The organism is Pseudomonas azerbaijanorientalis (genome assembly GCF_019139795.1).
Taxonomy (GTDB): domain Bacteria; phylum Pseudomonadota; class Gammaproteobacteria; order Pseudomonadales; family Pseudomonadaceae; genus Aquipseudomonas; species Aquipseudomonas laurylsulfatiphila.
Genome location: NZ_CP077078.1, coordinates 4668061 through 4688424 on the forward strand (window position 1 = coordinate 4668061; position 20364 = coordinate 4688424).

The window sequence follows — 20364 nt, forward strand, 5'->3', positions numbered from 1 at the left end:
ACACCATTACTTATTATTAACAGAAAACCTGCTTGCGTAAAACATCGACACTTCCTCTGAAAGAAAACCATTTAAAGCAGCTCTCGCCAGCACATCCCCCAAGCCCGTGGCGAATTTAAATCCATGCCCGGAGCATGCAGAAACGTAAAATACGCCTGACAAATCCACCGACTCGTCGATTATAAAAGACTCATCCTGACTCATCGTATATATGCACTTTTTAGATGCAAATGGAATCGAATTCAATCCAGGAAATATCTGCTCGACACAGGCAGATATCTGCTCAACATCACTATCCTTTACCGGCTGGGCGTGCGTGCTAGCATCAAATCGGCGCTGTTGATAATTATGAAACCCAATTTTTACTCCTGGCTCTTCCGTGCCGATTTCCGGTGTACCATAAAGCAGGCGCCCGTCTGGCAATTGATACAAAAAAGCGGGGAATCCCTTTAAAAAATCCAAATCCCCCTTGGATTTTGGTTTAAACCAGTAAACGGGTACGCTTTTAGGTTGTAGCAATCCCGAGAGATCGCTAATCAGGGTATTACCTAAAGCAGCGCCTGTCGACAATATAACTCGTTCAGTGTGGACAAGCTCCCCTCCACCGAACTGCACCGCCAATCCCTGCGAGGTTTTAATAATACTCGCCACTGAAGTTCCAAATCGGACTTCAGCACCATTCCTGACAGCCAAATTAAGCATATGTAACTTTGAATCATCCGCTGCAATAGTGTATGCACCGTCTTCATAAACCGCTTCCATACCCTCAAGAATGTGAAACGCGGGGAAAAATTCAGCAGTCCGCTCCGCAGAAAACAACGCATGATTGATATTACCCTGCTGAGCGGTGGCTGCACTTTTTGGCACAACACCTGAAGTAACCGGCCCAATAAACAGCCCTCCAGTATGAAAAATCAGATGCCTACTACAAGTTCTGTCAAGCTCACGCCACAATTTATCTGATTGGGAAAGCAATGGCAGGTAAGACTGACCTTCCCAATAAGCACGCCTAAAAATACGGGAAGCGCCATGCGATGATGCCGACAGGTTTACAGGTGCCCCTGAATCGACGCCAAGCACCTCGCGCTCAGAGCACGAAAGCCTCCAAAGCGAAGCACTTCCAACAACACCCAGGCCAACTACGACGACTTTGTATTTACACTTCATCTTGACCTCCGCCATTACAAAAACACAGCTTTTTAAGAATTGGCTCGAACACAACTACTAACAGCCCAATTATTACGGCTAAAAGAGCCACTACAGTTACTGGAGAAGCAGTTTGCCTGTAAATCATCGTCGCCACAAAAAACTGCGTGAGTGGCAATACAAACTGCGACAACCCCATAGACATCACAGAAAGTCTTTTAGCTGAAAACGAAAACAGCGCCAACGGAACAATTGATACGACCCCACAACTAAAAACAAGAAGCGTGCGCCACAAACCAAAATCATCGGGAATCGCCATACCGAGATCTGAAAAAACAAAAATCAAAGTGCACAAAAAAGAAAGCACAAGTGACTCCAACAACAAACCACTAAAAACATTCAAAGATGTCATTTTTTTCAGACACGAATAAAAGCCCCAAGCGAGACCGATACCTAGATAAACTCTCACATCAAGATCGCTACTCAAGACGAAAAGACTCATCACACTAATCAGCATAACCAACACGGCCACAGCTTTAAACACAGTGACTGGCTCTTTATAAACAATAACACCAACCGCGATACTAAAAATAGGCGCCACCAAATAACCGAGACTACTTTCAAGTACTCGACCGTGTACAGATGCCCAAATGAACGTCCCCCAGTTGATCGCTATCAGTATGGCTGCGACGGCATGTAACACTAGTAGCCTAATGTTAAGTTGAGCAAAAAGTGGTCTTAGCTCCCGACCAGCGTACACGACAAGAAACACCGTCAGCAAAGACAAATAAACCCTATAGCTGAGCAACACCACTGCACTCAAAGACCCGATATACTTCCAAAAAACTGAAGACAATCCCAATAGAACGTTCGCCAATATCCCACTGAGCGCGCCGATAAAAAAATGTTGACCTCTATTTGAAGGCACCATCCCTCTACCTTCTCCACAAAGTTATTTCAACTATTTCATACGACCATATTATTTTGCCACCCTCCTGCATGCTGCAATAGGCTTCGCCCTTCCTTGTCCAACTCATTACTTCATCAACCAAAAGATTTCGTATCCGCGCCCATTCTTCTGTATAGAAAAGCAATGGAAAGTCATGTCGTTCCAAAAGCCTACAATCGATCACATATTTTTCTGCATGCAACTCTTGAAGCCTGCTCATTACCTGCCGAATACCGACTAATGAATTCAGCCCTATTATGACCTTGCCACCATCGCTCAAATGATCTGGCAATTCCTCAAAAAACCTCTCCAATGTTCTATCGCCATAAAACATCGAATCAATCGGAAGCCCTTCTCCACAGCCTGACTTTTTGAGAGCTTTCAGAAAGGAAGCAGAAGGAGTTCTCCAGCCTGGCGCATTAAACAAGACAACATCGTATTTTTCTGAACCGCTTGAAAGTCCTTGAAAAAGATCACCAAATGCAAAATCGATAGTATTTGCCCCAAAATTATACAACTCGTTCCTCCGTGCTACAAAAACTGCTTCCTTGGAAATATCAGTCGCGGTTATGGACTTAACACCCATTCCTTTCAACAAAAAAGAATGCACGCCACTCCCAGTCCCAAGATCCAAAAATCTGGAACCAATGCATTCTTTATTCAAATAGCGCATCAACAGCGAGCCAAACGCCAATCCGGCAAGACTGACTTTAAAAACTCCAGGCTCATCAATCAGCTTAAAGCTGAGACCCATTCCAAAATAAACACTATATAAACTCCCCTCCATGCTTGGGGTACTGGCTCGAGCAAACTTAAACGGCAGTTGTTCACTTTTCATAACCCCTCCCTTGAAAAGCACTGTTTCCCAACTCTACCGACCGCTCAGCAGCAGCTGTCAAAGCCAGTGCAACAGTCCTATTCAAGTCATTCCGCTCGAAAATCTGGATAGCACGCTCAGTTGTACCGCCAGCCGTTTGCACCTCTTCACATAGTTGCATCGACGTTTTGCCAGTCGACCTCATCAACAATGCAGTTCCATATAACAACTGCATACAAACTTGCCAAGCGACCTCGGAGTCAAATCCCTCATTCTCCGCATACTGCTGTAATGCGTTAGCAAAATAAGCGACCAGTGCGGGGCCGCCCCCCGCGAGTGCAGTGCCCGAATCAATCAGGCATTCATCATCAACTTTTATATAGTCCCCAATCGCCCCAAAAACCATCTGCGCAGCTGCAATCACATCAGTGCCAGAATTTTTTTGAGCGTAGTAAATAGTAATTCCTTCCCGCACTTCTGATGGCGTGTTTGGAATCGAACGGATGACTCGTGAATGTCCTAAAGTCCTGCAAAGCGATTTAGTCGTAATACCGGCCATTACGGATATGACCGGACCTTCGTGAGAAAGCAGTACCTGATTATCCTGAATTGCAATCTGAAACCGCTGCGGCGGGACTGCTAAAACAACAATATCATTGCAATCAAAGCCTTCAATCCGTTCACTCACCTCGAACCCACAGGCTGTGAGATATGCAGCTCGACTTGCGTTGGTTTCAACCGCCCTTAGATGGCCAGCTCCATACCTGCCTCTTAACCCGAACAATATTGCGCCACCCATATGACCAGCGCCCAGAATATAAATTTTTTTCATCCAACTCTTTCCTTTATCGATTCCTTTTGAACACCTCTCGCAAACAAAACTTAAATAATTATGTTTCCACCTGTCAACGCACAAACTACAAGCCCACTACCGCCAAACACAAACAAGTCGTTAAAACACAGATTCATCTGTAGGAACGGTCATACTTTATCCTGTAGGACTTAGTTGACCGCAACGGTCTATTCAGGACTTCTTAAAGTAGGACCTGGTTTTCCTATAAAGGGAATTTTTTGAATCATTCTGCAACACTCAAGCGACGTATTTCATCCATCATTCAAATAATGATCTGGCAAATCGCCCCCACCCTCACCGCCAAGGGCGACGAAGAGCTGGCGGAAGAAATCCTGCGGATCGCCCGCGACTGCGAAGTGCCGATCTACGAAAATGCCGAGTTGGTGAGGCTGCTGGCGCGCATGGAGCTTGGGGACAGCATTCCACAGGAGCTGTATCTGACGATTGCCGAGATCATTGCGTTTGCGTGGAGTTTGAAGGGGAAGTTTCCGGCGGGACAGGACCCGGATGCGCCGATGGTCGAGAAGGACATCACCGAACGCGGGGATGATTATTGAAGTTTCGAGGACGCCATCGCGGGCAAGCCCGCTCCCACAGGGGGCAGAGGTGGCTCCGGAGTTTGTGAACGACTCCGAACCATTGTAGGAGCGAGCCTGCTCGCGATGGACTCAAGTGCGACGCGTTCATTCAGAATGCCCGCGTTATCGTTAACGTCCATCGCGAGCAGGCTCGCTCCTACAGGTAACTAGTTCTTGTGCAACTTGCTCATCAACTCTGCCTCAGCCTGGGTCAAGCCGCAGGACTGGGTCAGTTCGTCGACGCTGGCGCCCATCCCGACCAATCGTGCTGCCTGGGCAAACGACAGGCTGGTCGGGTCGCGCTGTTCCAGCTGCGCCAGTTTGTCCGGCAACGGCGCAACGATCGCCCGCAGTTCATGCAGGTCTTCGCCCATGCGCACGTTGCCGTTCTGGTAGTTGTCAACGCGTTTGCCCAGGTCCTTGATGCGCTGGTCGCGCTGCGCATCGCCCTGGGCCTGTTGCGCGGCGATCTGCTTCTGGGCGCGAATGTAGGCCAGAAACATTGCCAGCGTGCCTGCCCAGAACAGGAACAGGACAATGACCGCAACCTCGAGAATCAATCAGATACTCTCCAGTTCCGACCATTCTTCTTCGCTCATCATCTTGTCCAGCTCGACCAGGATGAGCAATTCGTTGTTCTTGTTGCACACGCCTTGAATGAACTTGGCGGACTCTTCGTTACCCACGTTCGGCGCGGTTTCGATTTCCGACTGACGCAGGTAAACCACTTCGGCCACGCTGTCGACCATGATCCCGACAACCTGCTTGTCGGCTTCGATGATGACGATACGGGTGTTGTCGCTGATCTCGGCATTCATCAGGCCGAAGCGCTGGCGGGTGTCGATCACGGTGACGACGTTGCCGCGCAGGTTGATGATGCCCAGCACGTAGCTCGGGGCACCCGGGACCGGGGCGATTTCGGTGTAGCGCAGGACTTCCTGGACACGCATCACGTTGATGCCGTAGGTCTCGTTGTCCAGCTTGAAGGTGACCCATTGCAGGATCGGATCTTCGGAACCTTTTGCCGCCGTTGCCTTGTCATTCATACCCTGACCCCTCAAGAAACCGCCCTGGCGGTGTGTGTTCCGTGCAACGCCATCGAATGACGTCACCTGTTGTTTATTTGATGTTTGTCGGTTTGTGGTTCGGCTTGCTGCCGGACATGTGCTTTGCCCCGCCACTGGCGATCAACTCCGCCAGGGAGGCCACGTCGAGCAAGGCGCACATGTGTTCAATCACCGTGCCGGCGAGCCATGGCCGCTGGCCCCGGTGACTTCTCCATTTGATTTCATTCGGGTCCAGACGCAGCGAGCGGCTGACCTGATGCACCGCCAGGCCCCATTCATAGCCCTGGACCGAAATCACGTATTGCAGGCCCTGCTTGAAATCGTCGCGGTAACGGTCGGGCATGACCCAACGCGCGGTGTCGAGCACCTTGAGGTTGCCGGCCTGGCTCGGCAGGATGCCCAGGAACCACTCCGGCTGGCCGAACAACGGCGTCAGCTCGTGACCGGCCAGGGAATAGATCGACCCCAGGCACACCAGCGGCACCGCCAGGGTCAAGCCGGCGACATCGAACAACAGGCATTCGAAAGGCTCGGCGGCCCAGGACGGACGACCTTCGGTGTCCACCGGTGGCGGCGTATTGCTTGGTGGCAGGTGCACTTCGACGACGGGCGGCACAAGTACCTGAGGCTCCTCGATAACAGGAGTCTCCAGAACTTCGGCCTCTTCGATCGGAGCCACCAGGGTTTGCAACAAAGGCGCAATGGTCGATATCGGTGCCAGAACAGGTTCCGGTGCATCGATCACGACGATGGAAGTCCTGGCCAAAGGCGCAGTCACCGCAGTGGCTGCTACCGCGAATTGCTGCGCATCCCGGGCCTGTTCTTCGAGAACGGCAGCCTGGAACTCGTCCAGCACGCCTTGCTCTTCGACGACGCTCACCGCTTCGACAACCTCGGCCATCTCCTCGGTTGCGTCTTGCAGCAAGTTATCCAGATACGACTGCAACGCCAGTTGCGGGCGCGATGTTGTCTTTACCAGTCGATTCATGAGCGCTCACTTGTAGGAGCGAGCTTGCTCGCGATGAACCTGTGAGCGCCACGGGGTGCCAGGTTTCCCGCGTCATCGTTGACGTCCATCGCGAGCAGGCTCGCTCCTACAGGGATCGAGGTCATGTCACGCCACCTGCGCAACAAGTTGCGCTGCCAGCAGATGCTTGAGCAACGCACGGTAAGCGAGAACGCCACGACTCTTGCCGTCGAACTGCGAAGGCGTCAGCCCGGCACGGCTGGCATCGCGCAGGCGCGTGTCCACCGGGATATAGCCTTGCCAGATTTCCTCGGGGAATTTGTCGCGCAGCACGCGCAAGGTTCCGAGGGACGCCTGGGTGCGGCGGTCAAACAGGGTCGGCACGATGGTGAATGGCAATGCCTGCTTGCGCGAGCGGTTGATCATCGCCAGGGTGTTGACCATGCGCTCGAGGCCCTTGACCGCCAGGTGTTCGGTCTGCACCGGGATCACCAGTTGCTGGCTCGCCGCCAAGGCATTGACCATCAGCACGCCGAGCAAGGGCGGGCTGTCGATCACGGCGTAATCGAAGTCCTGCCACAGTTGCGCCAGGCTCTTGGCAATCACCAGGCCCAGACCGCTTTGCCCCGGCGACTGGCGCTCGAGGGTGGCCAGCGCAGTGCTGGACGGCAACAGGGAAATGCGTTCGTCGCTGGTCGACAGCAACAGTTGACCCGGCAGGCCTTGCGGCACGTTGCCCTTGTGCAGGAACAGATCGTAGTTGCTGTGTTCCAGGCTGTCGGGATCGTAGCCGAAGTAGCTGGTCATGGAGCCGTGGGGGTCGAGATCGACCACGACCACGCGCTTGCCCGCCTCGGCCAGCAACCCGGCTAAAGCGATGGAGGAAGTGGTTTTACCGACACCACCCTTTTGATTGGCGACTGCCCAGACTCTCATTCGGATTGTTCCTCCCGGCCGAACGGATCGGCCGAGAAATAGCTCAACGTGTTAATGCCGGTGACGGAGAATTGACGGCGTTCTCTCGTACCGGCGACTTGACCGGGGTCGGTGCAGTTTGTGTGCCAGCACGCTTCAATGCGGCATCCGGTTGCGCATGGGCGGTTCCGGTGCCGGTGAGGCTGCGGCGAACATCGAGGTTGCGCGACACCACCAGCACCACGCGACGGTTGCGTGCGCGGCCTTCGGCGGTGGCGTTGTTGGCCACCGGCTGAAACTCGCCGTAGCCCACCGACGCCAGGCGACCGGGGTTCACCCCCTGCATCGCCAGCATGCGCACAATGCTGGCCGAGCGGGCCGAGGACAGCTCCCAGTTGGTCGGATACTGCGCGGTGCGGATCGGTTGATCGTCGGTGAAACCTTCGACATGGATCGGGTTGTCGAACGGCTTCAGGATCGCTGCGACCCTGTCGATGATGCTGAACGCGATGTCGCTGGGCATGGCATCGCCGCTGCCGAACAACAGGCTGGAATTGAGCTCGATCTCGACCCACAACTCGTTGCCGCGCACGGTCATCTGGTTGGAGCTGATCAGGTCACCGAACGCCGCGCTGATGTCGTCGGCGATGCTCTTGAGCGGATCGCTGGCGCCGGAGACACCGGCATCGACCTGGTCACTGTCCTTGACCAGCGGCTTGGCCGGGGTCACGGTCTTCGGCCGCTCGTCACCAATGGGGATCGGCTTGAGCGAACGATCGGAATCGGTGAAGACCCCGACCAGCGCCTCGGAAATGACCTTGTACTTGCCTTCGTTGATCGAAGAGATGGAGTACATCACCACGAAAAAGGCGAACAGCAAGGTGATGAAGTCCGCGTAGGACACCAGCCAGCGTTCGTGGTTGACGTGTTCTTCATGCTGGCGACGACGTGCCATGATCCATGTCTCCCATCAATCCATGAAGCCCTGAAGCTTCAACTCGATGGAACGAGGGTTTTCACCTTCGGCGATCGACAGCAGCCCTTCCAGCAACATTTCGCGATAACGCGACTGGCGCAGCGCGATGGCTTTGAGTTTGGCGGCAATCGGCAGCAGCACCAGGTTGGCACTGGCCACGCCGTAGATGGTGGCGACGAAGGCCACGGCGATGCCGTTACCCAGTTGCGACGGATCACCCAGGTTGCCCATGACGTGAATCAGGCCCATCACCGCACCGATGATGCCGATGGTCGGCGCGTAACCGCCCATGCTTTCGAAGACCTTGGCCGCTTCGATATCGCGGCTTTCCTGGGTGTAGAAATCCACTTCCAGAATGCTGCGGATCGCTTCCGGCTCGGCGCCGTCGACCAGCAGTTGCAGGCCTTTGCGGGCGTAATTGTCAGGCTCGGCGTCGGCGATGCCTTCAAGCCCCAGCAAACCTTCCTTGCGAGCGGTCAGGCTCCAGTTCACCACGCGGTCGATGCCACCGGCCAGGTCGACGCGCGGCGGGAACAGGATCCAGGCGAGGATCTGCATGGCGCGCTTGAAGGCGCTCATCGGTGATTGCAGCAGCGCCGCGCCGATGGTTCCGCCGAGCACGATCAACGCTGCCGGGCCGTTGGCCAGGGCGCCCAGATGACCGCCTTCAAGGTAGTTGCCGCCGATGATCGCGACAAAGGCCATGATGATGCCGATCAGGCTTAGAACATCCATCAGATACAGGCCTCGACCAGGTGCTTGCCAATGTCGTCGAGGCTGTACACCGCGTCGGCCAGTTCAGCTTTGACAATGGCCATCGGCATGCCGTAGATCACGCAACTGGCTTCGTCCTGCGCCCAGATCGAACTGCCGCCCTGCTTGAGCAGGCGCGCGCCTTCGCGGCCATCGGCGCCCATGCCGGTCAGGACGACCGCCAGAACTTTGTCACCGTAGGACTTGGCTGCCGAACCGAAGGTGATGTCCACGCACGGCTTGTAATTGAGACGCTCGTCACCCGGGAGGATTTTCACCGCGCCGCGACCGTCGATCATCATCTGCTTGCCACCCGGCGCCAGCAGCGCCAGGCCCGGACGCAGGATGTCACCATCCTCGGCTTCCTTGACGCTGATGCGGCAGAGCTTGTCCAGGCGCTCGGCGAAGGCCTTGGTGAAGGCGGCCGGCATGTGCTGGACCAGCACGATCGGGGCCGGGAAGTTGGCCGGCAATTGGGTCAACACCCGTTGCAGGGCCACCGGGCCACCAGTGGACGTACCGATGGCCACCAGTTTGTAGTTTTTGCGTTTTGGCGCGGGCGACGACGTAGCGGGTGCATGCGCACGCGCCGGAATCGGTGCCGGTGCCGGACGCGCGGGCGCGCTGCTGGCAAAACTGCCCACGCTGGAAGGCGCAGGCGTCTGCGCTGGCGCAGCGACAGGCGCCGGAGCGCTGTAGTGACTGACACGACGATTACTGCGCGAAATGCTGAGAATCTTCTCGCACAGCAGTTGCTTGACCTTCTCGGGGTTGCGCGAGATGTCTTCGAAATTCTTCGGCAGGAAGTCCACGGCGCCGGCATCCAGCGCATCGAGGGTGACCCGGGCGCCTTCATGGGTCAGTGAGGAGAACATCAGGACCGGGGTCGGGCAGCGTTGCATGATGTGCCGCACGGCAGTGATGCCGTCCATCATCGGCATCTCGTAGTCCATGGTGATCACGTCGGGCTTGAGGGCCAGCGCCTGATCGATCGCCTCTTTGCCGTTGGTCGCCGTACCGACGACCTGGATATTGGAATCCGCTGAAAGAATTTCCGAGACGCGGCGGCGGAAAAACCCCGAATCGTCCACCACCAGGACTTTGACTGCCATAAACACTCCATTAGATGGAGCGAGGCCAGGCGCCCCGCTCCAGCAGAATCAAATACGCCGGGTGGCGTAACGCTTGAGCATGCTCGGAACATCGAGAATCAGCGCGATGCGGCCGTCACCGGTAATGGTGGCGCCGGACATGCCCGGCGTTCCCTGGAGCATTTTGCCCAATGGCTTGATGACCACTTCTTCCTGGCCCACCAGTTGATCGACGACAAAGCCGATTCGCTGTGTGCCCACCGAAAGGATCACCACATGGCCCTCGCGCTGCTCTTCGTGAGCGGCGGAGCTGACCAGCCAGCGTTTGAGGTAGAACAATGGCAACGCCTTGTCCCGCACGATCACCACTTCCTGGCCGTCCACGACGTTGGTGGTCGACAGGTCGAGGTGGAAGATCTCGTTGACGTTCACCAGCGGGAACGCAAACGCCTGGTTGCCGAGCATGACCATCAGCGTCGGCATGATCGCCAGGGTCAGCGGCACCTTGATGACGATCTTCGAACCCTGGCCCTTGGCCGAGTAGATGTTGATCGAACCGTTGAGCTGGGAAATCTTGGTTTTCACCACGTCCATGCCCACGCCGCGACCCGACACGTCGGAGATCTCGGTCTTGGTCGAGAAACCCGGGGCGAAGATCAGGTTGTAGCACTCGGTGTCGCTCAGTCGATCGGCCGCATCCTTGTCCATCACGCCGCGTTTCACCGCGATGGAACGCAGGACATTCGGGTCCATGCCTTTACCGTCATCGGAGATCGACAGCAGGATGTGATCGCCTTCCTGCTCGGCCGCCAGAATCACCTTGCCGCCACGGGCCTTGCCCGAGGCTTCGCGTTCTTCCGGCGACTCGATGCCGTGGTCGACCGCGTTGCGCACCAAGTGGACCAGCGGGTCGGCCAGGGCCTCGACGAGGTTTTTGTCGAGGTCGGTTTCTTCGCCGACCAGCTCCAGGTTGATCTCTTTCTTGAGCTGGCGAGCCAGGTCGCGAACCAGGCGCGGGAAGCGCCCAAAAACTTTCTTGATCGGTTGCATCCGGGTCTTCATGACCGCGGTTTGCAGGTCGGCGGTGACCACGTCGAGGTTCGATACAGCCTTGGACATGGCTTCGTCGCCACTGTTGAGACCCAGGCGGACCAAGCGGTTACGTACCAACACCAGCTCGCCGACCATGTTCATGATCTCGTCCAGACGCGCGGTATCGACCCGTACGGTGGTCTCGGCTTCGCTCGCCGGCTTTTCCGCCGGTGGCGCGGCCGGGGCGCGGGCAGCAGCCGGTGCAGCGGCGGCCGGGGCCTCGGCTTTTGGCTCGGGGGCCTTGGCCACAGGTTTGGGCGCCACAGCCTTGGCTGCCGGTGCCGGTGCCGCAACTGCAGCGCTCGAACCATTGGCCGCCGTCGCGGTGCCGACTTCGCTGAACTTGCCTTTGCCATGCAATTCGTCGAGCAGCGCTTCGAACTCGTGATCGGAAATCAGATCGCTGCCAGCCGCCACCGCGCTTGGGGCAGCAGGTGCAGGCACCGAAGCAATGGCGGACTCCAGTGCCTCGACAGCAAAGTTGCCCTTGCCATGCAACTGGTCGAGCAGTGCTTCAAATTCGTCGTCCGTAATATCGGAACTGTCGCCCGGCGCTTTCGGTGCTTCTGGCGCAGCCGGAGCCTGCGCAATCGCATCGACGGCAAACTGGCCTTTACCGTGCAACTGATCGAGCAACGACTCGAACTCGGCATCGGTGATTTCGTCGCTTGCAGGTGCTTCGCTTGCAGGTGCGTGGGCAACCGCCGGCGCCTCGGCCTGTGCCTTGACGGCATTGAGCGAGTCCAGCAATTGCTCGAATTCGTTATCGGTAATATCGCCGGAATCGGCTTCAGCCACCGGCGCTTCAACCACGGCGGCGACAGGTGCAGTAACCTCTTCGTCAGCCGATTGCGGCTCGGCCAGACGGGCCAGCGCCGCCAGCAGTTCAGGTGTCGCAGCCGTGATCGGGCTGCGCTCGCGGACTTCGCTGAACATGCCGTTCACCGCGTCCAGCGCTTCGAGAACCACGTCCATCAGTTCCGAGTCGACGCGACGCTCACCCTTGCGCAGGATGTCGAACACGTTCTCGGCGATGTGACAGCACTCCACCAGTTCGTTGAGCTGGAGGAAGCCGGCGCCCCCTTTTACAGTGTGAAAACCGCGAAAAATTGCATTGAGCAAATCCGCATCATCCGGACGGCTTTCCAGCTCGACCAGTTGCTCGGACAGTTGCTCTAGAATCTCGCCGGCCTCAACCAGGAAATCCTGAAGGATCTCTTCATCGGCGCCGAAGCTCATCAGGGGGGGTGCTCCTAACAGGTCTAAAAACCCAAAATACCTAAAATTCTAAAATCCCAGGCTGGATAGCAAATCGTCCACATCGTCCTGACCGGACACAACGTCTTCTCTTTTATCGGCATGAATCTGCGGACCTTCACCCTGAGAGAGATGTTTTTGTGGATCTTTTTGCGCAAGCATCGCTTCACGGTCATGTTCGATGCCCGCAAAGCGGTCCACCTGACTGGCCATCAGCACGAGCTTGAGCAGGTTGCTTTCAACTTCGGTGACCAGTTGGGTCACACGCTTGATCACTTGCCCCGTGAGGTCCTGGTAATCCTGGGCGAGCAGGATGTCGTTGAGGTTGCCCGACACCGCGCGATTGTCCGTGCCGCTGCGTGCCAGGAAGCCGTCGACCCGACGGGCCAGTTCACGAAACTCTTCGGCACCGACTTCACGACGCATGAAGCGCCCCCAGTCCGTGCTCAAGGCCTGGGCTTCGTCCGCCAGGCTGTTGACCAGCGGCGTGGCATTTTCCACCAGATCCATGGTGCGGTTGGCCGCCGCCTCGGTCAGCTTGACCACATAGCCCAGGCGCTCGGTGGCGTCGGTGATCTGCGACACTTCTTCGGCTTGCGGCATGTGCGGGTCAATCTGGAAATTGACGATCGCGCTATGCAGTTCGCGAGTGAGCTTGCCCACTTCCTGATACAGGCCGCGGTCTCGGGTCTGGTTGAGCTCATGGATCAATTGCACCGCGTCGCCGAACTTGCCTTTTTCAAGGCTCTCGACCAATTCGACGGCGTGTTTTTTCAGGGTCGATTCAAAGTCGCCCAATGAAGTTTCGTTATTGCCCATAGCTCCCCCGTGGCGCACTCATCAACCGATGCGTTCGAAAATCTTCTCGATTTTTTCTTTCAACGCCTGGGCCGTGAAGGGCTTGACCACATAGCCGTTAACGCCGGCCTGGGCCGCTTCGATGATCTGCTCACGCTTGGCTTCAGCGGTCACCATCAGCACCGGCAGGTGCTTGAGCTTTTCATCGGCACGCACGTGACGCAGCAGATCGATGCCAGTCATACCTGGCATGTTCCAGTCCGTTACCAGAAAGTCGATGCTTCCGCTGTTGAGCACCGGAATGGCGGTAGTGCCATCGTCGGCCTCGACGGTGTTGGTGAACCCAAGGTCACGCAGCAGGTTCTTGATGATCCGCCGCATCGTTGAGAAGTCATCAACGATGAGGATTTTCATGTTCTTGTCCAATTCGACCTCCAAGCAGTCTTAAACGCGCCCAGCACCTGGACGCGCCATTTCAATCAATCCGGCAAAGCACTCAATGACTGTCTGGAGCACAACAGATCGGGACCGGCGCAGCTCAACACCACACCAGCCTCTTTCGCAGTGTCCCCACACTGCCTTCAGCGCGCTCGCCACTCCCCCAAACGCCCCCGCAAGCGGGCCGCGCACTGGCTGTGTAACTGGCTGACCCGCGATTCGCTGACCCCCAGGACCTCACCGATTTCCTTGAGGTTCAACTCTTCGTCGTAGTACAGCGCCAACACCAGTCGCTCACGCTCCGGCAAATTGGCAATCGCATCCGCCAGCGCAGCCTGGAAGCGTTCATCTTCCAGATCGCGTGACGGCTCGGTATGAGCACTCGCGCCATCCTCGTGCAGCCCTTCGTGTTCGCCGTCCTGCAACAGATCGTCGAAACTGAATAACCGGCTGCCCAGGGTGTCGTTCAAAATTCCGTAGTAATCGTCGAGACTCAATTGGAGTTCGGCCGCAACTTCGTGATCTTTAGCGTCACGGCCGGTTTTCGCTTCAATCGAGCGAATGGCGTCGCTGACCATGCGCGTATTGCGGTGGACCGAACGTGGCGCCCAATCCCCCTTGCGCACTTCATCGAGCATGGCGCCGCGGATTCGAATGCCCGCGTACGTCTCGAAACTGGCGCCTTTGCTGGCGTCATATTTGGTCGATACCTCAAGCAGGCCGATCATCCCGGCCTGGATCAGGTCTTCGACCTGGACACTGGCCGGCAAACGCGCCAGCAAGTGGTAAGCAATGCGTTTAACCAGCGGCGCGTAACGCTCGATCAGCTCGTACTGCGCATCACGAGCCGATTTTTTGTAGAGGTTGTAACCGCTGGCTGTCATAGAACAGGTCCTGCTGTTTGCTGCACTAGACGCTCGACGAAAAACTCCAGGTGCCCGCGCGGGTTGGCAGGCAGCGGCCAGGTATCGACCTTCTGCGCGATGGCCTTGAACGCCAGCGAGCACTTGGAACGCGGGAAGGCCTCGTAGACGGCGCGCTGCTTCTGCACAGCCTTGCGCACGCTTTCGTCGTAGGGCACCGCGCCGACGTATTGTAGGGCGACGTCGAGGAAGCGATCCGTGACCTTGGTCAACTTGGCGAACAGGTTGCGCCCTTCCTGCGGGCTCTGGGCCATGTTGGCCAGGACGCGGAAGCGGTTCATGCCGTAGTCGCGATTGAGCAACTTGATCAAGGCGTAGGCATCGGTAATCGAGGTCGGCTCGTCGCACACCACCAGCAGCACTTCCTGGGCTGCACGAACGAAGCTGACGACCGACTCACCAATGCCCGCAGCGGTGTCGATCACCAATACGTCGAGGTTGTCGCCGATATCACTGAAGGCCTGGATAAGGCCCGCGTGTTGCGCAGGACTCAGATGCACCATGCTCTGAGTGCCGGATGCGGCCGGAACGATACGGATGCCGCCAGGTCCCTGCAGCAGTACATCGCGCAGTTCGCAGCGGCCCTCGATCACGTCGGCCAGGGTACGTTTGGGTGTCAGGCCCAGCAGAACGTCGACGTTCGCCAGTCCCAGGTCGGCGTCCAGCAGCATGACGCGCCGGCCAAGCTCAGCCAAAGCCAGGGACAAGTTCACTGACACGTTAGTTTTCCCGACGCCACCTTTGCCGCCGGTCACCGCGATCACCTGTACGGGATGCATGCTGCCCATGTTATTTCTTTACCTTGTCTTGCATAGACGGAGGCCACATTACTGGCTGCGCGTTCACAAACGGAACAATGCATGGCAGACCATCGATGTAGGTACAAAAACGATTCATTATTACCTCAGCCAACCTGCTTGGTCGGGCTGTGGTAGATGTCAGCGAACATGTCAGCCATGGCTTCTTCGCTGGGTTCTTCCTGCATTTGCACACTGACGGCGCGACTGACCAACTGATGACGGCGCGGCAGATGGAGATCATCCGGAATCCGCGGGCCATCGGTCAGGTACGCCACTGGCAGCTCATGACTGATGGCCAGGCTCAACACCTCGCCCAGGCTTGCCGTTTCATCCAGTTTAGTCAGGATGCAGCCGGCAAGCCCGCAACGCTTGTAACTGTGATAAGCGGCAGTTAGAACCTGTTTCTGGCTGGTGGTTGCCAGGACCAGATAATTTTTTGAGCGGATGCCACGACCGGCCAGGCTTTCGAGCTGCATGCGCAGGGCCGGGTCGCTGGCCTGCAGGCCGGCGGTATCGATCAGCACCACGCGCTTGCGCAGCAATGGATCGAGCGCCTGCACCAGGGACTGGCCCGGATCGACGTGGGTCACCGGCACATTGAGAATGCGCCCCAGGGTCTTGAGTTGCTCCTGGGCACCGATGCGGAAGCTGTCCATGCTCACCAGCGCAATGTTCTGCGCGCCGTACTTGAGCACGTAACGGGCAGCCAGCTTGGCCAGGGTGGTGGTCTTGCCCATGCCGGCTGGGCCGACCATGGCGATGACTCCGCCCTCTTCCAGCGGCTCGACTTCCGGGGTAACGATCATGCGCGCCAGGTGTGCCAGCAACATGCGCCAGGCCTGACGAGGCTCCTGGATTTCGCTGATCAGTGCCAGCAGGTCTCGAGACAGCGGGCCAGACAGGCCAATGCGTTGCAGGCGACGCCATAGGTTGGCCTGATCCGGACGGCTGCCTTGCAGCTGGTTCCAGGCCAGGGACCCGAGTTGTACTTCCATGAGTTCGCGCAGGCTGTTGAGCTCGGAGCGCATCGAGTCGAACGCACGCGGGTCCACGCCACCGGACGCTGGTACAGCAGCCGGTGCGGGGCGACGAGGTTGGTCATACGTAGGTTCGATCAGCGGCTCGGCTGCGGTGAGCGGCAAACCGGCGAACAACTGGCGGTTGGTCGCATTGTCGCTCTCGCCATCGCCACGCAGGCTCAATTCGGCCTGGGCGGTGACGATCCGCGACTGAGTCTTGCGCAGCTCGTCTTCAAGCTCCATGTTCGGAACACGCGGCGCCAGCGCCGACAACTTGTAATCCAGCGCAGCCGTCAGCTCGACGCCCCCGGCAATCCGGCGGTTGCCGATAATGGCTGCATCAGCGCCCAGCTCATCGCGAACCAGCTTCATGGCCTGACGCATATCGGCGGCGAAAAAACGCTTAACTTGCATAAACCACTACCTCAGCCGTTGGGCCCTACTGTCGCAACGATGGTCACTTGCTTGTTGTCAGGGATTTCCTGGTAAGCCAACACGTGCAAACCCGGGACTGCGAGTCGGCCGAATCGCGAGAGCATCGCGCGAACCGGACCGGCCACCAGCAGAATCACCGGCTGACCTTGCATCTCCTGGCGCTGCGCCGCGTCGATCAGCGAGCGTTGCAGTTTCTCAGCCATGCTTGGCTCCAGCAGAACGCCCTCTTCCGAGCCTTGTCCTGCCTTTTGCAGACTATTGAGCAATATCTGTTCCAACCTTGGCTCCAGCGTGATAACTGGCAGCTGCGACTCAGTGCCTACAATGCTTTGGACGATTGCGCGGGAGACGCCAACCCGCACGGCAGCCACCAGCGCGGCGGTATCTTGACTCTTGGCGGCATTGTTGGCGATGGCCTCGGCAATGCTGCGGATATCGCGAACCGGCACTTGCTCGGCCAACAGCGCTTGCAGCACCTTGAGCAGTTGCGACAGCGAAACCACGCCCGGCACCAGCTCCTCAGCCAGTTTCGGCGAGCTTTTGGCCAGCAATTGCATGAGTTGCTGCACTTCTTCGTGACCGATCAGTTCACTGGAATGCTTGTAGAGTATCTGGTTCAAGTGGGTAGCCACTACTGTACTGGCATCGACCACCGTGTAACCGAGGGATTGCGCCTGGGTACGCTGGCTGATTTCGATCCAGACCGCCTCCAGGCCGAAAGCCGGATCTTTGGCGGTAATGCCGTTGAGCGTGCCGTAGACCTGCCCCGGGTTGATCGCCAGCTCGCGATCCGGGTAAATCTCCGCTTCCGCCAGGATCACCCCCATCAGGGTCAGGCGATAGGCACTCGGCGCCAGGTCGAGGTTGTCGCGGATATGCACGGTCGGCATCAGGAAGCCCAGATCCTGGGACAGCTTCTTGCGCACCCCCTTGATCCGCGCCAGCAACTGACCGCCCTGGTTGCGGTCCACCAGCGGAATCAGGCGATAGCCCACTTCCAGGCCGATCATGTCGATGGGCGTCACGTCATCCCAGCCAAGCTCCTTGGTTTCCTGGGCACGGGCCGGCGACGGCAGCAGCTCCTGCTGGCGCTTGACCTCTTGCAGGGCCTGAACCTTGGCGACGTTCTGCTTTTTCCAGAACAGGTAGGCGCCACCGGCCGCCAGGGCCGCCATGCTCAGGAACGAGAAGTGCGGCATGCCGGGCACCAGGCCCATGACCGCCATCAAGCCTGCCGCCACCGCCAGCGCCTTGGGCGAGGCGAACATCTGGCGATTGATCTGTTTGCCCATGTCTTCCGAACCGGACGCACGGGTCACCATGATCGCCGCTGCTGTCGATAACAACAGTGATGGCAATTGCGCCACCAAACCGTCACCGATGGTCAACAGCGCATACACCTTGCCGGCATCGCCGAAAGTCATGCCGTGCTGGAAGATACCGACTGCCATGCCACCGATCAGGTTGATGAACAGGATCAACAGGCCGGCAATGGCGTCACCACGGACGAATTTGCTGGCACCGTCCATGGAACCGTAGAACTCGGCTTCCTGGGCGACTTCCGAGCGGCGGGCCTTTGCCTGGGCCTGATCGATCAGGCCGGCGTTGAGGTCGGCGTCGATCGCCATTTGCTTGCCGGGCATCGCATCGAGGGTGAAACGCGCGCTCACCTCGGAGATCCGCCCCGCACCCTTGGTCACCACGACGAAGTTGATGATCATCAGGATCGCGAAGACCACGATACCGACCACGTAGTTACCGCCGATCACCACTTCACCGAACGCCTGGATCACCTTGCCGGCGGCTGCGTGACCGTCCTGGCCGTGGAGCATCACCACCCGCGTGGAGGCCACGTTCAATGCCAGGCGCAACAGCGTCGCCACCAGCAAAATGGTCGGAAACACCGCGAAATCCAGCGGGCGCAAGGCGTAGACGCACACCAGCAGCACGACGATGGACAGGGCAATGTTGAAGGTGAAGAACACGTCGAGCAGGAACGGCGGCACCGGCAACATCATCATCGCCAGCATGACCAGCAGCAACAGCGGCACGCCCAGATTGCCCCGACTGAGGTCGGCAATGTTGCTGCGGGCACTGTTGATTAACTGAGAGCGATCCACCGGTTTTCCCCGTTCCTTTAAAGCAAACTTTTGACGCCTGAAGCAGGCGCAGGGCGGCTACTGCAAGAAGCTTTCCAACTTTTGCAAAGGGAGAAATAGAGCGATTTTTCAGTGGGATATGTGCTGCCTGGGCTGACGTCATCGCGGGCAAGCCACGCTCCCACAAGTTATCGCCGAACCTGTGGGAGCGGGCTTGCCCGCGAAGGGGCCATCAGCGACAGCGCTAGACTCAGGAATCGCGGCGCAAATCCGGCGGAATCGGCAGGTCATCCTTGAGCGGATCCGGTCGTTTGCCCTTGCCCGCCCGGTACTGTCGAATCTGATAGACGTAGGCCAGTACCTGCGCGACCGCCAGATAAAGCCCGCCGGGGATTTCCTGCTCCAGTTCGGTGGAGTAATAAATCGAGCGCGCCAGCGCCGGTGACTCCAGCAGCAGGATCTCGTTGGCCGCGGCGATCTCGCGGATCTTCAGGGCCAGGAAGTCGTTACCCTTGGCCAGCAATACCGGCGCACTGCCCTTCTCCGGATCGTATTTGAGGGCCACAGCGTAGTGCGTGGGGTTGGTGATGACCACGTCAGCCTCGGGAATGGCGGCCATCATCCGCCGCTGGGACATCTCACGCTGCAGCTGTCGAATCCGCTGCTTGACCTCCGGCCGCCCCTCCTGGTCCTTGTGCTCGTCGCGCACTTCCTGCTTGGTCATCAGCAGTTTCTTGTGGCTTTCCCAGAGCTGCACCGGCACATCTACCGCAGCGATGAGGATCAGCCCGCACGCCATCCACAAGGTGCTCCAGCCCACCACTTGCAGGCTGTGGATGATTGCCATGTCCAGGGGTTCATGGGCGATACGCAGCAGGTCGTCGATGTCCGACGACAACACCGCCAGCGCTACGAACAGGATGATGATGAACTTGGCCAGGGCCTTGAGCAGCTCGACCAGCGCCTTGGTCGAGAACATGCGCTTGAGGCCGGGACCGGGGTTCAAACGGCTGAACTTGGGCGCCATGGAGCTTGCCGCGAACAGCCAGCCCCCCAGGGAAATCGGACCGATGATGGCGGCCAGCACCAAGGTGATCATCACCGGCTGGATCGACCACAGGGCAATCTGTCCCGAGCGCATCAGGTAGGTGGCCATGGAGCGCTGATCCAGAATCACCTCCCGCGGCAGCGAGAAGTTGAAGCGCATCAGCTCCATCATGTCCTGCGCCATGGCGCCGCCAAAAATCAGCAACGCCGAAGCACCGACCAGCATGATCGCCAGGGTGTTGAGTTCCTTGGACCGCGCTATCTCACCCTTTTCACGGGAGTCTTGCTTGCGCTTCTCCGTGGGGTCTTCTGTTTTGTCCTGACCGCTTTCGCTCTCAGCCATG

The 20364-nt window shown here is 57.8% G+C and carries 20 protein-coding genes; 1 reads left to right on the forward strand and 19 read right to left on the reverse strand.

Annotation, left to right across the window (positions count from 1 at the left end; translation table 11 throughout):
* Positions 1 to 6: 6 nt before the first annotated feature.
* The 4 genes from solA to KSS91_RS20805 are packed head-to-tail and all read right to left on the reverse strand — an operon-like array spanning position 7 to position 3744.
* Positions 7 to 1167, reverse strand: a complete 1161-nt coding sequence (gene solA, locus KSS91_RS20790; protein ID WP_217835977.1) for an N-methyl-L-tryptophan oxidase — start codon at positions 1165 to 1167, stop codon at positions 7 to 9.
* Positions 1157 to 2077: an EamA family transporter gene (locus KSS91_RS20795; RefSeq protein ID WP_217835978.1), complete on the reverse strand. Its 921-nt coding sequence runs from the start codon at positions 2075 to 2077 to the stop codon at positions 1157 to 1159. The genes solA and KSS91_RS20795 overlap by 11 nt, the downstream gene beginning before the upstream one ends.
* A 4-nt stretch (positions 2078 to 2081) precedes the next feature.
* Positions 2082 to 2933, reverse strand: coding sequence for a methyltransferase (locus KSS91_RS20800; RefSeq protein WP_015096225.1), 852 nt, complete (start codon positions 2931 to 2933; stop codon positions 2082 to 2084).
* A complete protein-coding gene (locus tag KSS91_RS20805) occupies positions 2923 to 3744 on the reverse strand; it encodes a pyrroline-5-carboxylate reductase family protein (RefSeq protein WP_217835979.1) in 822 nt (273 codons plus the stop codon). The genes KSS91_RS20800 and KSS91_RS20805 overlap by 11 nt, the downstream gene beginning before the upstream one ends.
* A 290-nt stretch (positions 3745 to 4034) precedes the next feature.
* Between KSS91_RS20805 and KSS91_RS20810 the strand changes: the two genes are divergently transcribed.
* The gene (locus KSS91_RS20810; protein WP_217838455.1) at positions 4035 to 4322 is read left to right on the forward strand and encodes an EscU/YscU/HrcU family type III secretion system export apparatus switch protein; all 288 of its coding nucleotides are present in this window, start codon (positions 4035 to 4037) and stop codon (positions 4320 to 4322) included.
* A gap of 188 nt (positions 4323 to 4510) precedes the next feature.
* Here the strand turns inward: KSS91_RS20810 and KSS91_RS20815 are convergent, their stop codons facing one another.
* The 15 genes from KSS91_RS20815 to flhB all read right to left on the reverse strand — a co-directional run bounded on the left by KSS91_RS20815 (position 4511) and on the right by flhB (position 20363).
* On the reverse strand, positions 4511 to 4903 hold the full coding sequence (locus tag KSS91_RS20815) for a DUF2802 domain-containing protein (RefSeq protein ID WP_126046754.1): 393 nt from the start codon (positions 4901 to 4903) through the stop codon (positions 4511 to 4513).
* Positions 4904 to 5389, reverse strand: a complete 486-nt coding sequence (locus tag KSS91_RS20820) for a chemotaxis protein CheW (protein ID WP_007980742.1) — start codon at positions 5387 to 5389, stop codon at positions 4904 to 4906. It abuts the gene before it with no gap.
* A gap of 73 nt (positions 5390 to 5462) precedes the next feature.
* On the reverse strand, positions 5463 to 6398 hold the full coding sequence (locus KSS91_RS20825; RefSeq protein ID WP_217835980.1) for a CheW domain-containing protein: 936 nt from the start codon (positions 6396 to 6398) through the stop codon (positions 5463 to 5465).
* Between the two features lie 126 nt (positions 6399 to 6524).
* Positions 6525 to 7313, reverse strand: coding sequence for a ParA family protein (locus tag KSS91_RS20830; protein WP_217835981.1), 789 nt, complete (start codon positions 7311 to 7313; stop codon positions 6525 to 6527).
* Positions 7314 to 7356: 43 nt separating this feature from the next.
* Entirely contained in the window at positions 7357 to 8247 is an 891-nt protein-coding gene (gene motD / locus KSS91_RS20835) for a flagellar motor protein MotD (RefSeq protein WP_217835982.1), read from the reverse strand.
* Between the two features lie 15 nt (positions 8248 to 8262).
* On the reverse strand, positions 8263 to 9003 hold the full coding sequence (locus tag KSS91_RS20840) for a flagellar motor protein (RefSeq protein ID WP_007980738.1): 741 nt from the start codon (positions 9001 to 9003) through the stop codon (positions 8263 to 8265).
* A complete protein-coding gene (locus tag KSS91_RS20845) occupies positions 9003 to 10133 on the reverse strand; it encodes a protein-glutamate methylesterase/protein-glutamine glutaminase (protein WP_217835983.1) in 1131 nt (376 codons plus the stop codon). Before KSS91_RS20845 ends, KSS91_RS20840 begins: the two co-directional genes overlap by 1 nt.
* Before the next feature lie 48 nt (positions 10134 to 10181).
* Positions 10182 to 12443 carry a chemotaxis protein CheA gene (locus tag KSS91_RS20850; protein WP_217835984.1) on the reverse strand — a complete coding sequence of 754 codons (2262 nt, stop codon included), beginning with the start codon at positions 12441 to 12443 and terminating at the stop codon, positions 10182 to 10184.
* Positions 12444 to 12491: 48 nt separating this feature from the next.
* A complete protein-coding gene (locus KSS91_RS20855) occupies positions 12492 to 13280 on the reverse strand; it encodes a protein phosphatase CheZ (protein ID WP_217835985.1) in 789 nt (262 codons plus the stop codon).
* A 21-nt stretch (positions 13281 to 13301) separates the two neighbouring features.
* Positions 13302 to 13673, reverse strand: coding sequence for a chemotaxis response regulator CheY (locus KSS91_RS20860; RefSeq protein ID WP_003183998.1), 372 nt, complete (start codon positions 13671 to 13673; stop codon positions 13302 to 13304).
* A 167-nt stretch (positions 13674 to 13840) separates the two neighbouring features.
* A complete protein-coding gene (gene fliA, locus KSS91_RS20865) occupies positions 13841 to 14581 on the reverse strand; it encodes an RNA polymerase sigma factor FliA (protein WP_007975362.1) in 741 nt (246 codons plus the stop codon).
* Positions 14578 to 15408 (reverse strand): flagellar synthesis regulator FleN, encoded by an 831-nt coding sequence (fleN, locus tag KSS91_RS20870; RefSeq protein ID WP_007975361.1) that lies wholly within the window; start codon positions 15406 to 15408, stop codon positions 14578 to 14580. The genes fliA and fleN overlap by 4 nt, the downstream gene beginning before the upstream one ends.
* Before the next feature lie 116 nt (positions 15409 to 15524).
* Positions 15525 to 16853: a flagellar biosynthesis GTPase FlhF gene (flhF, locus tag KSS91_RS20875; RefSeq protein ID WP_217835986.1), complete on the reverse strand. Its 1329-nt coding sequence runs from the start codon at positions 16851 to 16853 to the stop codon at positions 15525 to 15527.
* Between the two features lie 11 nt (positions 16854 to 16864).
* On the reverse strand, positions 16865 to 18994 hold the full coding sequence (flhA, locus tag KSS91_RS20880; protein WP_217835987.1) for a flagellar biosynthesis protein FlhA: 2130 nt from the start codon (positions 18992 to 18994) through the stop codon (positions 16865 to 16867).
* Between the two features lie 229 nt (positions 18995 to 19223).
* Positions 19224 to 20363 carry a flagellar biosynthesis protein FlhB gene (gene flhB, locus KSS91_RS20885; RefSeq protein ID WP_217835988.1) on the reverse strand — a complete coding sequence of 380 codons (1140 nt, stop codon included), beginning with the start codon at positions 20361 to 20363 and terminating at the stop codon, positions 19224 to 19226.
* Between the last annotated feature and the right edge of the window lies 1 nt (position 20364).

Excerpts from the sequence above, each read along its gene's own strand:
- KSS91_RS20795 (WP_217835978.1), bottom strand. The coding sequence starts at position 2,077 with ATGGTGCCTTCAAATAGAGGTCAACATTTTTTTATCGGCGCGCTCAGT.
- KSS91_RS20800 (WP_015096225.1), bottom strand. The coding sequence starts at position 2,933 with ATGAAAAGTGAACAACTGCCGTTTAAGTTTGCTCGAGCCAGTACCCCA.
- KSS91_RS20810 (WP_217838455.1), top strand. The coding sequence starts at position 4,035 with ATGATCTGGCAAATCGCCCCCACCCTCACCGCCAAGGGCGACGAAGAG.
- flhB (WP_217835988.1), bottom strand. The coding sequence starts at position 20,363 with ATGGCTGAGAGCGAAAGCGGTCAGGACAAAACAGAAGACCCCACGGAG.
- KSS91_RS20830 (WP_217835981.1), bottom strand. The coding sequence starts at position 7,313 with ATGAGAGTCTGGGCAGTCGCCAATCAAAAGGGTGGTGTCGGTAAAACC.
- KSS91_RS20825 (WP_217835980.1), bottom strand. The coding sequence starts at position 6,398 with ATGAATCGACTGGTAAAGACAACATCGCGCCCGCAACTGGCGTTGCAG.
- KSS91_RS20860 (WP_003183998.1), bottom strand. The coding sequence starts at position 13,673 with ATGAAAATCCTCATCGTTGATGACTTCTCAACGATGCGGCGGATCATC.
- solA (WP_217835977.1), bottom strand. The coding sequence starts at position 1,167 with ATGAAGTGTAAATACAAAGTCGTCGTAGTTGGCCTGGGTGTTGTTGGA.
- fleN (WP_007975361.1), bottom strand. The coding sequence starts at position 15,408 with ATGGGCAGCATGCATCCCGTACAGGTGATCGCGGTGACCGGCGGCAAA.
- KSS91_RS20855 (WP_217835985.1), bottom strand. The coding sequence starts at position 13,280 with ATGGGCAATAACGAAACTTCATTGGGCGACTTTGAATCGACCCTGAAA.
- KSS91_RS20840 (WP_007980738.1), bottom strand. The coding sequence starts at position 9,003 with ATGGATGTTCTAAGCCTGATCGGCATCATCATGGCCTTTGTCGCGATC.
- KSS91_RS20850 (WP_217835984.1), bottom strand. The coding sequence starts at position 12,443 with ATGAGCTTCGGCGCCGATGAAGAGATCCTTCAGGATTTCCTGGTTGAG.
- KSS91_RS20845 (WP_217835983.1), bottom strand. The coding sequence starts at position 10,133 with ATGGCAGTCAAAGTCCTGGTGGTGGACGATTCGGGGTTTTTCCGCCGC.
- KSS91_RS20820 (WP_007980742.1), bottom strand. The coding sequence starts at position 5,389 with ATGAATGACAAGGCAACGGCGGCAAAAGGTTCCGAAGATCCGATCCTG.
- KSS91_RS20805 (WP_217835979.1), bottom strand. The coding sequence starts at position 3,744 with ATGAAAAAAATTTATATTCTGGGCGCTGGTCATATGGGTGGCGCAATA.
- flhF (WP_217835986.1), bottom strand. The coding sequence starts at position 16,853 with ATGCAAGTTAAGCGTTTTTTCGCCGCCGATATGCGTCAGGCCATGAAG.
- motD (WP_217835982.1), bottom strand. The coding sequence starts at position 8,247 with ATGGCACGTCGTCGCCAGCATGAAGAACACGTCAACCACGAACGCTGG.
- fliA (WP_007975362.1), bottom strand. The coding sequence starts at position 14,581 with ATGACAGCCAGCGGTTACAACCTCTACAAAAAATCGGCTCGTGATGCG.